This is a genomic window from Pseudomonas syringae pv. tagetis (assembly GCF_022557255.1).
GTDB lineage: Bacteria > Pseudomonadota > Gammaproteobacteria > Pseudomonadales > Pseudomonadaceae > Aquipseudomonas > Aquipseudomonas caricapapayae.
Map to the genome: position 1 here is coordinate 3,909,761 of NZ_CP092923.1, position 13,482 is coordinate 3,923,242.

The 13,482-nt window shown below is 60.9% G+C and carries 15 protein-coding genes; 6 read left to right on the forward strand and 9 right to left on the reverse strand.

From position 1 onward, the window contains the following. Nucleotides 1–2 precede the first annotated feature (2 nt). Genes MME58_RS17295 through MME58_RS17310 form a run of 4 tightly spaced genes read left to right on the forward strand, consistent with a single transcriptional unit; the run spans nt 3 to nt 4,649 of the window. Nucleotides 3–2,090 (forward strand): FUSC family protein, encoded by a 2,088-nt coding sequence (locus MME58_RS17295; protein WP_055007187.1) that lies wholly within the window; start codon nt 3–5, stop codon nt 2,088–2,090. Next, nucleotides 2,087–2,296, forward strand: coding sequence for a DUF1656 domain-containing protein (locus MME58_RS17300; protein WP_055007186.1), 210 nt, complete (start codon nt 2,087–2,089; stop codon nt 2,294–2,296). Before MME58_RS17295 ends, MME58_RS17300 begins: the two co-directional genes overlap by 4 nt. Beyond that, the gene (locus tag MME58_RS17305; RefSeq protein ID WP_055007185.1) at nt 2,293–3,177 is read left to right on the forward strand and encodes an efflux RND transporter periplasmic adaptor subunit; all 885 of its coding nucleotides are present in this window, start codon (nt 2,293–2,295) and stop codon (nt 3,175–3,177) included. The genes MME58_RS17300 and MME58_RS17305 overlap by 4 nt, the downstream gene beginning before the upstream one ends. Further along, nucleotides 3,174–4,649 carry an efflux transporter outer membrane subunit gene (locus MME58_RS17310; protein WP_054985965.1) on the forward strand — a complete coding sequence of 492 codons (1,476 nt, stop codon included), beginning with the start codon at nt 3,174–3,176 and terminating at the stop codon, nt 4,647–4,649. The genes MME58_RS17305 and MME58_RS17310 overlap by 4 nt, the downstream gene beginning before the upstream one ends. Here MME58_RS17310 and MME58_RS17315 read toward each other — a convergent pair. Further along, nucleotides 4,627–5,175 carry a GNAT family N-acetyltransferase gene (locus MME58_RS17315; RefSeq protein ID WP_054985964.1) on the reverse strand — a complete coding sequence of 183 codons (549 nt, stop codon included), beginning with the start codon at nt 5,173–5,175 and terminating at the stop codon, nt 4,627–4,629. The genes MME58_RS17310 and MME58_RS17315 overlap by 23 nt on opposite strands. Before the next feature lie 285 nt (nt 5,176–5,460). Between MME58_RS17315 and MME58_RS17320 the strand changes: the two genes are divergently transcribed. Together MME58_RS17320 and MME58_RS17325 are read left to right on the forward strand one after the other, a co-directional pair. Then, nucleotides 5,461–6,294, forward strand: coding sequence for an ion transporter (locus tag MME58_RS17320; protein WP_054985963.1), 834 nt, complete (start codon nt 5,461–5,463; stop codon nt 6,292–6,294). Nucleotides 6,295–6,397: 103 nt separating this feature from the next. After that, nucleotides 6,398–7,396, forward strand: a complete 999-nt coding sequence (locus MME58_RS17325) for a sulfate ABC transporter substrate-binding protein (protein ID WP_055007184.1) — start codon at nt 6,398–6,400, stop codon at nt 7,394–7,396. Nucleotides 7,397–7,457: 61 nt separating this feature from the next. Here MME58_RS17325 and MME58_RS17330 read toward each other — a convergent pair whose 3' ends face one another. The 8 genes from MME58_RS17330 to MME58_RS17365 are packed head-to-tail and all read right to left on the reverse strand — an operon-like array spanning nt 7,458 to nt 13,474. Beyond that, nucleotides 7,458–7,865, reverse strand: coding sequence for a hypothetical protein (locus MME58_RS17330; RefSeq protein WP_054985961.1), 408 nt, complete (start codon nt 7,863–7,865; stop codon nt 7,458–7,460). A gap of 13 nt (nt 7,866–7,878) precedes the next feature. Further along, on the reverse strand, nt 7,879–9,060 hold the full coding sequence (ccmI, locus tag MME58_RS17335) for a c-type cytochrome biogenesis protein CcmI (RefSeq protein WP_055007183.1): 1,182 nt from the start codon (nt 9,058–9,060) through the stop codon (nt 7,879–7,881). Next, nucleotides 9,057–9,527, reverse strand: coding sequence for a cytochrome c-type biogenesis protein (locus tag MME58_RS17340; RefSeq protein ID WP_055007182.1), 471 nt, complete (start codon nt 9,525–9,527; stop codon nt 9,057–9,059). The genes ccmI and MME58_RS17340 overlap by 4 nt, the downstream gene beginning before the upstream one ends. Further along, nucleotides 9,524–10,060, reverse strand: a complete 537-nt coding sequence (locus tag MME58_RS17345; protein WP_054985958.1) for a DsbE family thiol:disulfide interchange protein — start codon at nt 10,058–10,060, stop codon at nt 9,524–9,526. Before MME58_RS17345 ends, MME58_RS17340 begins: the two co-directional genes overlap by 4 nt. Then, on the reverse strand, nt 10,057–12,030 hold the full coding sequence (locus MME58_RS17350; RefSeq protein WP_055007181.1) for a heme lyase CcmF/NrfE family subunit: 1,974 nt from the start codon (nt 12,028–12,030) through the stop codon (nt 10,057–10,059). The genes MME58_RS17345 and MME58_RS17350 overlap by 4 nt, the downstream gene beginning before the upstream one ends. A gap of 3 nt (nt 12,031–12,033) precedes the next feature. After that, nucleotides 12,034–12,501 carry a cytochrome c maturation protein CcmE gene (ccmE, locus tag MME58_RS17355; protein ID WP_054985956.1) on the reverse strand — a complete coding sequence of 156 codons (468 nt, stop codon included), beginning with the start codon at nt 12,499–12,501 and terminating at the stop codon, nt 12,034–12,036. Further along, the gene (gene ccmD, locus MME58_RS17360) at nt 12,498–12,674 is read right to left on the reverse strand and encodes a heme exporter protein CcmD (RefSeq protein ID WP_054985955.1); all 177 of its coding nucleotides are present in this window, start codon (nt 12,672–12,674) and stop codon (nt 12,498–12,500) included. The genes ccmE and ccmD overlap by 4 nt, the downstream gene beginning before the upstream one ends. Next, nucleotides 12,671–13,474: a heme ABC transporter permease gene (locus MME58_RS17365; protein ID WP_055007180.1), complete on the reverse strand. Its 804-nt coding sequence runs from the start codon at nt 13,472–13,474 to the stop codon at nt 12,671–12,673. The genes ccmD and MME58_RS17365 overlap by 4 nt, the downstream gene beginning before the upstream one ends. Nucleotides 13,475–13,482: the final 8 nt, after the last annotated feature.

The following is a 13,482-nucleotide window of genomic DNA, read 5'->3' on the forward strand; positions in this document are numbered from 1 at the left end:
ATTTGAACGGTTTCTTTTCCAGCGTTCCTCCGGCACGTGACTGGTTCTACGGCGTGCGCACCTTCGGCGCATCCATGCTGGCGCTGTACATCGCATTATTGATGGAAATGCCGCGCCCCTATTGGGCCATGGCCACGGTGTACATCGTGTCGAGCCCTTTCGTCGGCCCGACCAGTTCCAAAGCCCTGTATAGAGCCGCCGGGACTCTGGCCGGTGCCGCTGCGTCAGTGCTGCTGGTACCGATGTTCGTGCAGACGCCCTTGCTGCTGGCCATCGTCGTCGGGCTGTGGACCGGCACCTTGTTGTTCCTGTCCCTGCACTTGCGCACGGCTAACAGCTACGCACTGATGCTGGCCGGCTACACCATGCCGCTGATTTCCCTGCCGGTGGTCGACAACCCGCAGGCCGTGTTCGACATCGCGGTATCACGCACCGAAGAAATTTTTCTCGGCATTATCTGCGCCGCCGTCGTAGGTGCAATGTTCTGGCCCAGACGCCTGGCACCTGTGTTTCAGGCCACCACGGAAAAGTGGTTCGGTGACGCCTCGACCTACAGCCAGCGCTTTATCAGCCGCACCTGTCAACCCGAGGAAATCGGCGTATTACGCAATTCGATGGTCGGCAGCTTCAACTCACTGGAAATGATGATCGGCCAGTTGAGCCACGAAGGCGCACGCAAGCAGACCGTGCGCAATGCCAATGAACTGCGCGGCCGGATGATACACCTGTTACCGGTCATCGATGCACTTGATGATGCGCTGTGGGCGCTGGAACGACGCTCGCCAGAGCTGTTGGCCGGCCTGAAACCCTTGTTGCAAAAGACGTGTGAATGGCTGGAAAGCACTGCCGACGGCCCGCAACGGGAGCACTGGCAACAGCTGCATCATGAGCTGGAACGCCTGCAGCCGGCCTCCGCGCAACTGGACGACCGCGATCAACTGCTGCTCTCCAACACGCTGTTCAGGCTCGGCGAGTGGATCGACCTGTGGCTGGATTGCCGAACCCTGCAATATGCGATCAGGACGGACGACCAGTCGCCATGGAGAGCGGTCTATCGCCACTGGCGCCTGGGCCGGCTGACGCCATTTCTGGACAGGGGCCTGATGCTTTATTCCGTGACTTCGACTGTACTGGCGATCATCGCTGCATCCGTGTTGTGGATTTTGCTGGGCTGGAAAGACGGGGCCAGCGCAGTGGCACTGGCAGCGGTGTCGTGCAGTTTCTTTGCGGCCATGGACGACCCTGCCCCGCAAATCTACCGGTTCTTCTTCTGGACCCTGCTCTCGGTGGTGTTTGCCAGCCTGTACCTGTTCGTGGTGCTGCCCAACCTGCATGACTTCCCGATGCTGGTGCTGGCCTTCGCAGTGCCATTCATCTGCGTCGGCACCCTGACCGTGCAGCCGCGTTTCTTTCTCGGCACGCTGCTGACCATCGTCAACACCTCGTCGTTCATCAGTATTCAAAGCGCCTACGACGCGGACTTCATGAATTTCCTCAACTCCAACCTGGCCGGTCCAGCCGGGCTGCTGTTTGCCTTTATCTGGACGCTGGTGTTCCGTCCGTTCGGCGTCGAACTGGCGGTCAAGCGCCTGACCCGTTTCAGCTGGCGCGACATCGCCAGCCTCAGTGAAAACTCGTCTCTGGCCGAACATCGGCGCATGGGCGTGCAAATGCTCGACCGCCTGATGCAGCAGTTGCCGCGCCTGACGCTTACCGCGCAGGACACTGGGATTGCCCTGCGTGAACTGCGTGTCGCGCTGAACATGCTCGACCTGCTGGCCTACACCCGCCGCGCCACGCCTGCGGCCCAGGTGTTGTTGCGCCAGGTGATCGATGAAGTCAGCGGCTATTTCAAACACTGCCGCAAGGCTGGCGAACGACTGCCCGCGCCACGGGGCCTGTTGATGGCCATGGACCGCGCACGCCGCGCGTTGACCGATCAGGAAATGGGCGACAACCCGGCCCGGCTGCATCTGTTGCATGCCCTCAGCGGACTGCGTCTGGCCTTGTTGCCGGGGGTCGAGATCGTCACCGTGGGCGGCGAACTGACCGAGCAACTGCCGCATAACATCGATGGAGCGCCCTTGTGATCGGTGATCTGGACATCAGCGGGATCTTCATCCCCACGTTCCTGGCGATGATGGGCATCGCCTATCTGCTGTTTCTTGTCGTGCACGCCGGGCTGTCGCGTGCCCACTTCTACCGTCTGGTCTGGCACCGGGCTTTGTTCAACGTAGGTCTATACGCTTTGTTGCTGGGCGCCGTGGATACTCTAAGTCGATACCTGATGACATGAAAAAACCGATACTGACACTGGGCCGCGTGGTCCTGACCCTGCTGGTTGTCACCCTGGCCGCTGTCGTTGTATGGCGCATGGTGATGTATTACATGTACGCGCCGTGGACCCGCGACGGGCATATTCGCGCCGATATCGTGCAGATCGCACCGGACGTGTCCGGGCTTATCCAGAAGGTCGAAGTTACTGACAACCAGCCCGTGCACAAGGGTCAGGTGCTGTTCACCATCGATCAGGACCGCTTCCGCCTGGCCCTGCGTCAGGCGCAGGCCACGGTGGCCGAGCGCCAGGAAACCTGGGAGCAGGCACGCCGCGAGAACAAGCGTAACCGGGGTCTGGGCAACCTGGTGGCCCGCGAGCAACTGGAAGAAAGCCAGTCCCGCGAAGCCCGGGCACTTTCTGCGCTCGGTGAGTCGCGGGTCGCAGTGGATGCCGCGCAGTTGAATCTGGATCGCTCGGTGATCCGCAGCCCGGTCGACGGCTACCTCAACGACCGGGCACCCCGCGAGCATGAATTCGTCACCGCCGGGCGTCCGGTGCTGTCGGTAGTCGATTCCGCATCATTCCATATCGACGGCTATTTCGAGGAAACCAAACTGGACGGCATTCATGTCGGCCAGGGTGTCGACATTCGGGTCATCGGCGACAATGCACGGCTGACCGGCCATGTAGTAAGCATCGTCGCCGGTATCGAAGACCGCGACCGCAGCAGTGGCTCGAACCTGCTGCCCAACGTCAACCCGGCCTTCAGTTGGGTACGCCTGGCACAGCGCATTCCGGTGCGCATTGCCTTCGATGACGTCCCCGCCGATTTCCGTATGATCGCCGGGCGTACTGCGACGGTGTCGATTATCGACGATACGCAGGAGCGCACACTATGAAACGTGCCTTACGCGTGGCCGCACTCGGTTTTACTGCCGTGCTTTCGGCGTGTCAGGTGGTCGGGCCGGATTACCAACCGCCCAAGGATGGCGCGATCAACCGCCCGGATCTGCAGGGCGAACTGGCAGGTCGCTCGGTCAACACCGTATCGGCCCCGGTGCCTGCGCACTGGTGGCGTCTGTATCAGGATGCGCGTCTGGATGAACTGGTGCGCCAGGCCATTGCCTCCAATACCGATCTGCGCATCGCCGCCGCCAACCTGCAGCGTGCCCGCTATCAGACCTCGGAAGCCGAGGCGGCTGGCGGTTTTACCAATGGCGCGAAAATCGGTGCCCAGCGTGTACAGGAGTCGGGCGAAGCGTTTCTGCTGACCGACAAGGTGCCGGTCGCCAATGTGGGCGATGTGGGTCTGACCACCTCGTATCAGTTCGATCTGTTCGGCACCTTGCAGCGCGGTATCGAAGCGGCGCAGGCCAATGTTGATGCCACTCAGGCAGCGGTCGATACCGCACGCATTACCGTGGTCGCCGATGTGGTGCGCGCCTATACGCAGATTTGCGCGGCCAACGAAGAACTCGACATCGCCCGTGAATCGCTGGACCTGCAACAACAGAGCGTGACCCTCAACCAGCGCCTGCGCGATGCCGGGCGTGGCGATGAAACCCAGGTCACTCGCTCGCAGACGCAGTTCAAGTCGTTGCGCGCTGAAATGCCTCGTTACGAAGCGCGGCGACAGGCGGCGATGTTCCGCCTGTCGATGCTGCTGGCAAAACCCGTGGAGCAACTGCCCGACGGGGTCGGCACCTGCAACGCACTGCCGCACATTGCACAGGTCATGCCCGTCGGCGATGGTGCCGCGCTGCTCAAACGCCGCCCGGATGTGCGTCAGGCCGAGCGTCATCTGGCGATGTCGACGGCAGAGATCGGCGTTGCCACCGGCGAGCTTTATCCGGACATCAGCATCGGTGCGAGCATCGGCACTACCGGCCTGATCGAGAACCTCGGCAAACCGGCCGCCAACCGCTGGGGCTTCGGGCCGCTGCTGAACTGGACCATTCCGTCCAACGGCTCGCGCGCGCGCATCCATCAGGCCGAGGCCTCGGCCCAGGCTGCGCTGGCGCGCTTTGACGGCGTGGTACTCAATGCCATCCGTGAAACCCAGACTGGCCTGGCGCAATACACCGCCCTGCTCGACCGTCGCGATGCCCTCAAGGAAGCCGAGCAGTCAGCAAAGGAAGCCGCAGACCAGACCCACCGCTTCTATCAGGCCGGACGCGCTTCGTTCCTCGCCGACCTGCAAGCCACACGCACTTACACCGACGTGCGTGCACAAATGGCCGAAGCCAATACCCAAGTGGCCATGGGACAGATCAACCTGTTTCTGGCACTCGGCGGCGGCTGGGAGAAGGATGAGGTGGCCAGGAAACAGGACACGGACCGGGCAGGAGTTAAGCCACGTCACCCGGATTAATCAAAGACCTCAGAACGTGGTCCTCCCAAACTCCGGCAATTTTCAGGTAGGCGCGCGCATACCCTTCCTTTTCGAAGCCGAGTGATTGCAGAAGTCGCTCGCTGCGTACATTGGCTGGCATGTGGCTGGCCATAATTCGATGCAGCCCCGTCTGTTCAAAGCAAAAGCGATTGGTGACCTCAAGCGCCCTTTTCATCAAGCCACGCCCCTGAGCAGCCTCTGCCAGCGAGAAGCCTAGACTGCAGGCCTGAAAAACGCCCCTCACGATATTCGTGTAACTGCACCGCCCCAGCAACTCGCCGCCGTCTGACTCCGTGACGAGGAAGAAAATCGCGCTGCCGGCCTGCATGCTTTCCCACTGCTGCTGAACCCTTGATCTGGCGTTTTCGAGGATGAAATAGTCATCGTCCCTCAACGGTTCCCAAGGCTGCAGATGCTTGCGATTGGCCTTTTCGTACCGGTTGATCAACTCGCAATCATCAAACGCCAACACCCTGATCGAAAAGCCCTCGCCCGAATACTGCATGCATCCTCCCGCGTCGGTCATTGCCGACGCTCACCAGTTGGCTTGTTATACGTAGCCCTGATGATTCCAGTACTGGACGCTCTGTGCCACAAGAGGACGCGGAGCGTCCAGAACTGCATGACGACGCGGAGCGTCGCACGATAGTGAGAGTATCGTTCCTCACACTCCAGCATGGGAATGCCGTTCTGGAAGCTCTGCGTCCGATCTTTGACTGTGTTGCCAACACGCTTGCACTCAACCACCCAATGCTCCTAGGCTCTGCCGATCTTAGAGTCGGGAAGCACTATGGACACCTCTCTCAGCCGCCGCGAGCAGCTGCATATTGTTATTTTCCAGGCCGATACGCCTGCCGGGCGAACCTTTGACAAGATTGTTCTGGTCGCCATTCTGCTCAGTCTGCTGGTCACGGTCATCGACAGTATCGAGAGCATTCATCGCGACTACGCGATGCTGTTCGCATGGATCGAATGGGGCTTTACGCTGCTGTTCGCGATCGAATACATCCTGCGCCTTTATTGCTCGCCCCGACCGCTGAAATATGCGTTCAGTTTTTACGGGCTGGTCGACCTGCTGGCCATCGTTCCAGGGGTGCTGTCGATCTATTACAGTGACGCACAATACCTGCTGATCGTGCGGATCATCCGTATGTTGCGGATTTTCCGGGTGCTCAAGCTCGGCACCTACCTGCGCCAGGCCAACTACCTGCTGGCGGCGCTGCGTGGCAGCAAGCAGAAGATCATCGTGTTTCTGGTCACCGTTTCCACGCTGGTCACGGTGTTCGGTACGCTGATGTATGTAATCGAAGGCCCGGAGCATGGTTTCACCAGTATTCCCAAGGGGATTTACTGGGCTATCGTGACCCTGACAACGGTCGGCTTCGGCGACATAGTGCCCAAGACGCCGGTCGGCCAGATGCTCTCGTCGCTGGTGATGATCATCGGTTACTCGATCATCGCCGTGCCCACCGGCATATTCACCGCCGAACTGGCCAATGCCATGCGTGGCGAGCAGTTGAAGCATGACTGCCCGGTGTGCTCGAAAAACCTTCACGAGCATGGCGCGGCGTTCTGCTCACGCTGCGGCAATCAATTGTTTAAAAAAACAGAGCACGGGGCATAAGCAAAGATCTTTTCGATCTTTAAACCGCAGGCGCGTTGCTGATAGTGTCGCGGCATTACGCCATCAGGCTTGTCACACCACTCTTCATCTCAAGGACCCTGCAGTGAATAAACTCCTCGCCGCCTCGCTACTGGCCGCCGGCCTGGCCTTTGCCAGCGTTGTCCAGGCAGCCCCGACGCTGCTCAACGTCTCCTACGACGTAATGCGTGATTTCTACAAGGACTACAACAGCGCTTTCCAGAAACACTGGAAGGCCGAAAAAAATGAAGATGTGAGCGTGCAGATGTCCTTTGGCGGGTCAAGCAAGCAGGCGCGCTCGGTCATCGACGGGCTGCCGGCTGACGTGATCACCATGAACATGGCCACCGACATCAACGCCCTGGCCGACAACGGCGGGCTGGTGCCGAAAGAGTGGGTCAGCCGCCTGCCGAACAACAGTGCGCCCTTCACCTCGGCCACTGTGTTCATCGTACGCAAGGGCAACCCGAAGGCCCTCAAAGACTGGCCGGATCTGATCAAGGATGGCGTGGAAGTCATCGTGCCCAATCCGAAAACCTCGGGCAACGGCCGCTACACTTACCTGTCGGCGTGGGGCTACACCCTGAAAAAAGGCGGCGATGAAGCGGCCGCGAAGAAATTCGTCGGCGATCTGTTTCGCCATGTGCCGGTCCTCGACACGGGCGGTCGTGGCGCGACCACGACCTTCATGACCAACCAGATCGGCGATGTGCTGGTGACCTTCGAAAACGAAGCGGAGATGATTGCCCGAGAATTCGGTCGCGACCAGTTCGAAGTGGTCTATCCGTCTGTGTCGGCGCAAGCCGAGCCACCGGTCAGTGTGGTCGACAAGGTCGTGGACAAGAAACAGTCCCGCGCCTTGGCCGAAGCCTATCTGCAATATCTGTGGTCACCGGAAGGCCAGGAAATCGCCGCCAAAAACTACCTGCGTCCGCGTGATCCGCAGGTTCTGGCCAAGTACACCGACCGCTTCCCGAAAGTGGATTTCCTGTCGGTGGAGAACACCTTCGGTGACTGGCGTACGGTGCAGAAGACCCACTTCGTTGACGGTGGTGTCTTCGACGAGATCTATCCGGGCAAGTAAGCAACCCGCGCAACGCAAAACGGCGACCCATCAGGTCGCCGTTTTGATTTGCCGGCTTGAATCAGTTACTGAACTGCTTGCCTAACCCGGCCGGAACGCCGCTGGCGTCGGTCGCCTGCCACGGACCATTGGGGTTGGTGGCCCAGCTCCAGCCGTTGTTCCACTGGTAATAGGTGCGCTGGCGATAGAACGTGTTGGGCTGATCGTCCATCACGTACACGCCAAGGCGTGGGTCCCAATGGCTGCCGCCACCCGGCGGCGGAGCAAAGCTGGCCGAGGTTTTTGGTGCTGCAGCGGGGGCCTTGGCCGGCTCTGCAGGCGCGGTACTCGGGCGCGCCGCGCCAGGCTGCTGACCGCCCGGCAGGTTAAGGATCGGATCCTGGCTGTGTGGTGGTGCCGGATGCTGGACTGCACAGGCACTCAGGCCAACGACCAGACCCAACAAGGTGATGCGTGCGGTACGGTACATAAGCAATTTTTCTCTAGTTATCCGGACTGTCGATGGTCAGTACCTGCTGCGCCTGGGTATCGCTGGCCAGCGGCTGACTGCGGCCGACCCACTCACCGGTGGTTGGCTGCCCTGCACGAGACACTCTCGCAACCAGTTGGACTTGCGCAAAGTTCGACAGGTTCAGTTGCGGCATCATTGCGTCGGCATCGCTCAGTTCGACTTCGGCAGGCAGGTCCGCCACGGTGATGCGTTTGACCGCCAGGGGGGCCGCCGGTCCCCTGATGGCGCGAGCAAAGATGAACACGCTGTCTTCCGGCCGCACTTTGCCTTCAAGCGCCGGAGCCAGTTTGACAAGGACCTTGAGCGATTTCCTCCTGGCCGGCGCACCGTGCTCGACAAGATTTTCACGGGCGCGGGCAATGCCACCTTCCAGTGCCGAACGTGATGCGTCATCTGCGGGCAATGCGGCAAGCAACCGGGTCCAGTAATCCACCGCTGCCTGATAGCGCTGCGTTTCGAACGCGGCAATTCCCAGCAGGCCAAGGCTGGTGACTTCTCTGGGGTCAGCCTGCAACGCTTCGTCGGTCAGCACCTGCACCTGAGCGGTGAAGTGCTTGTCGCTGGCGAAATACAACGCCTGCGCCCACTGCCCGAGCAGCTCCGGCTGCCTTCCGGCCAGTGCGACCGAACGTTCGAACATCCGTGCAGCATCAGCAGGACGGTTCTGCGCCATGTAGCTGCGCGCCAGAAAATACAGGTTCTCGGCAGAATCCGGCTGGGCCTGCACACTGCGCTCAAGACGCTGGGTCATGTCTGCCAGCGAGGTCGGTGGTCGAGCGAATTCGCGGCTTAGCTCGACCCGGTCACTGGCTCCCAGTTGCAGATAACCCGTCAGCCCCAGTACCGGTACCAGCACTGCGGCCAACAACAAGGCGGGCTTACCCAGCCGCGAGTTGCGAGCAGGCTCTGCGCCTTCGGTGTCGGCCAGCAGCTCCCGTGCAGCCTCGGCACGCGCGCCTTGCAGTTGCGCCACCGACAATACGCCCTGCTCCTGCTGAACCTGCAACTCGCTCAATCGTTCCTGATACAGCGCCACGTTCAGAGCGGTGCGATCTTCGTCATGTTGCGCACGCTGGCCGCGCAGCACCGGAATCAACAGGAAACCAAGGGCAACGAGCAAGAGAACCCCGGTCGCTATCCAGAAATCGATCATGGGCGGTTGTCATCCAGCAGTCTGGCAAGGCGTTGTCGCTCATCCTCGGAAAGCCCCTCGGCTTGTCCTGGTGAGGCCTTGCGACGTCGAGCGACGATGAAACCGATCACCACCACACCACCGATCAACAAACCGGCCGGGCCGAACCACAGCAGCCAGGTACGGGTATTGAGGCTCGGTTTGTAACGAACGAAGTCGCCGTAGCGATCGACCATGAAGTCGATGATCTGCTGATCGCTCTGCCCTTCGCCCAGCATGCGATAGATTTCTTTGCGCAGATCAGCGGCAATCGGCGCATTGGAGTCGGCAATGTCCTGATTCTGGCATTTGGGGCAGCGCAACTCTTTGGTCAGCTCGCTGTAGCGGGCACGCTCGGCGTCATCGCGAAAGGCATAGGCGTCGATGGCCGCCTGGGCCATGTCGAACAGCAGCAGGTTCAGCAAAAGAACGGTGAGGCAGCGCTTCATGGTCTGCCCTCGTCAACCAGCGCCTGATAACGGGCAGCGAGCTTTTCTCGCCAGACAGCCTCATCGATAACCCCGACATGTCTGTAACGGATGATGCCCTGACGGTCGATCAGGAACGTTTCCGGCGCACCGTACACGCCCAGATTCAGCCCCAGAGAGCCGTCTTCGTCACGAATATTCAGTTTGTAAGGGTCGTGAAACTCCCGGAGCCATTTCAGCGCATCGGCATTGACGTCCTTGTAATTCACCCCATAGATCTGCACGCCCTGCTGCGCCAGCCGGGCAAGCAGCGGATGCTCCACCCGGCAGGCCACGCACCAGGTGCCCCAGACGTTGACCAGCGCAGGCCTGCCCAGCAGATCGGCACGGGACAAGACCCGGTCGCCCTGCACCGCGGGTAACGAGAACGCCGGAAAAGGCTTGCCGATCAGGGCCGAGGGTAGCTCGGCGGGGTTAAGATACAACCCGCGATAGAGGAACGCCGCAACGCCCAGAAACAGCGCCAGTGGCAGTATCATGACCCAGCGTTTCATAGTGCCGCTCCCGACAGGCCAAGGGCCTCGCGCACCTTGCTGGCGACCCGGGTACGATAACGCCGGTCCAGTGCCGCCAGCACACCTCCCAGCCCAGTCAACAGACCGCCCAGCCAGATCCAGCGCACGAAGGGTTTGACGTGGACCCGTATGGCCCACGCGCCATCGCCCAGCGGTTCACCCAGGGCGACATACAGATCACGACTGAACCCGGCATCAATACCTGCTTCGGTCATCATCGACTGCTGCACGGTGTACAGGCGCTTCTCCGGGTGCAGTTCGGTGAGCTGAACCCCATTGCGCAGCACGCGGACAGTGCCGCGATCCGAAGTGAAGTTCGGCCCTTCGTAGTGCTTTGCGCCTTCGAACACAAAGACATAACCGCCCAGTTCGGTAGACTCGCCGGGGGCCATGCGCAAGTCGCGCTCGGCGCTGTTCTGGCTGGATAACACCACGCCCAGTGCGCAGACCACGATGCCAAGGTGCGCCAGCTGCATGCCCCAGTAACTGCGGGTCAGACTGCGTGCACCGCTGAAAAGGCCCTTGTGGCGCGTCTTGTCGAACAGGTCGCGAACCCCGGCCAGCAGCACCCAGGCAGCGAGCATGACGGTTGCCAGCACCGCCCATTGGAAATCGCCCATAAGCAGGCCGGCGAGCACCGCCAGCACGGCACTGCCGACCAGGACGGGGGCGAGCATGCCCAACAGCCATTTCAGCGGCGTGTCCTTCCAGCGCACCAGTACGCCGACAGCCATGACCACCAGCAAGAGTGCCATCAGTGGCACGAACAGCGCATTGAAATACGGCGGGCCGACCGACATCTTGGCACCGCTCATGGCGTCTATCACCAGTGGATAAAGGGTGCCCAGCAAGATCGTCGAGGCGGCAACCACCAGCAGCAGGTTATTGCCCAGCAGGAGGGTTTCTCGCGACCACAAGCCGAATCCGACGTGACTTTTGACCACTGGTGCGCGAATGGCGAACAGGGTCAGCGAGCCCCCCGTCACCACCAGCAGGAAAATCAGAATGAACACCCCTCGCGCCGGGTCCGACGCAAAGGCGTGCACCGATGTCAGCACCCCGGAGCGGACCAGAAAGGTGCCCAGCAGGCTTAGCGAAAACGCAGCGATTGCCAGCAACACCGTCCAGCTTTTGAACACACCGCGTTTTTCCGTGACCGCCAGCGAGTGAATCAGCGCCGTGCCTACCAGCCAGGGCATGAACGAGGCGTTTTCCACCGGGTCCCAGAACCACCAGCCACCCCAACCCAGCTCGTAATACGCCCACCACGAGCCCAGGCTGATGCCGATGCCCAGAAACGCCCACGCCACCAGCGTCCATGGCCGCGACCAGCGCGCCCAGGCAGCGTCGAGTCGGCCGCCGAGCAACGCGGCGATGGCGAACGCAAAGGCTACGGAGAAGCCCACATAGCCCATGTACAGCATCGGCGGATGCACGATCAGACCGATGTCCTGCAACAACGGGTTGAGGTCGCGTCCGTTGGCGGGCATCTGCGGTAACAGACGCGCGAACGGGTTGGAGGTGAGAATCAGAAACAACAGAAAACCCAGGCTGATCATGCCCATCACCGCGAGGACCCGGGCCAGCATCACCTGCGGCAACTGCCGGGAAAAAACCGATACGGCGAAGGTCCAGCCGCCGAGAATCAGCGCCCAGAGCAGTAACGAGCCTTCATGCGCGCCCCAAACGGCGCTGAATTTGTAATACCAGGGCAGCGCGGTATTGGAGTTCTGTGCAACGTAGATAACGGAAAAATCGTCGACCATGAACGCGTAGGTCAGGCACCCGAAGGCAAAGATCAGAAAGCTGCATTGCCCCCATGCCGCCGGACGGGCAAGACTCATCCACAGGCGGTCGCCACGCCATGCGCCGATCAGCGGAATAATGGCCTGCACCAGCGCAAAGCCGAGTGCCAGAATCATGGCCAGATGGCCGAGTTCGGGAATCATCGATCAACCCTGTTTTGCGGGTATGGAAGAGGCACCCGATGCCGCCCGTCCGCTGTCACGCAGCGCCTTGGTGACTTCGGGAGGCATGTACTTCTCGTCATGTTTGGCCAGCACTTCATCGGCCACCACCACGCCCTGCGCATTGAGTTTGCCCAACGCTACAATGCCCTGCCCTTCGCGGAACAGATCGGGAAGAATGCCCCGATAGGTGATGGTCACCGACTTGTTGAAGTCAGTGACCACGAAACGCACGTCCAGCGAATCCGCCGAGCGCTGCAATGAGCCCTTTTCCACCATGCCGCCAGCGCGAATGCGCGTATCCAGCGGTGCTTCGCCATTGGCGATCTGGCTTGGGGTATAGAACAGATTGATGTTTTCCTTCAGCGCGCTGAGCGCCAGGGTCACGGCCAGGCCAACACCGCACAGCAGTACAACAACCAGCAACAGACGCTTTTTGCGCAGCGGGTTCACGGGCGGCGCTCCCGTTTAAGGCGCTGCGCGTGTTGCTTCAGCAACCGCCGACGCGCCAGTAGCGGCAGCGCCACGTTGATCAGCAGCACCAAAAGACACAGACCATAGGCAGACCAGACAAACAGCCCGTGGCGGCCCATGGCCAGAAAATCGCTGAACGATGCAAAACTCAAGGCGTGTTCTCCGACGGCACAGCATCGTGCCCCAGGCTACGCAGAATCTCGGCCTTGACCCACTGGGTACGCGACTCACGCTGCAGCACTTCAAGACGCATGCGCAATAGCAGCATTACGCCGAAAAAGCAGTAGAAACCCAGCGTGGTGAACAGCAGCGGCAACCACATTTCCACCGGCATGGCCGGTTTTTCAGTGAGGCTGAACGTCGCGCCCTGGTGGAGGGTGTTCCACCACTCGACCGAATATTTGATGATCGGGATATTGACCACACCGACAATGGCCAGCACCGCGCAGGCCTTGGCGGCGCTGTCACGGTTGCTGATGGCGTTGCCCAGCGCAATAAGACCGAAATACAGAAACAGCAGAATCAGCATCGAGGTCAATCGTGCGTCCCAGACCCACCACGCGCCCCAGGTGGGCTTGCCCCAGATCGCGCCGGTGGCCAGTGCCAGCGCGGTCATCCAGGCGCCCACGGGCGCTGCGCATTGCAGCGCCACGTCGGCCAGCTTGATTTTCCAGACCAGCCCGATCACCCCGCACATGGCCAGCATGACGTAACAGGACTGCGCGAGCATGGCGGCAGGCACGTGGATATAGATAATCCGGAAGCTGTTGCCCTGCTGGTAATCCGGCGGCGCAAACACCAGTCCCCAGACCATGCCGATGCCGAGCAAAACGACAGTCGCCACACTCAGCCACGGCAACAGGCGTGCGCTGACGCGGTAAAAACCTTTCGGTGAGCCGAGTGTGTGCAACCAGGCCCAACCGATACTGCTTTTCATGGCATTGCTTTTCATCAGGGTGT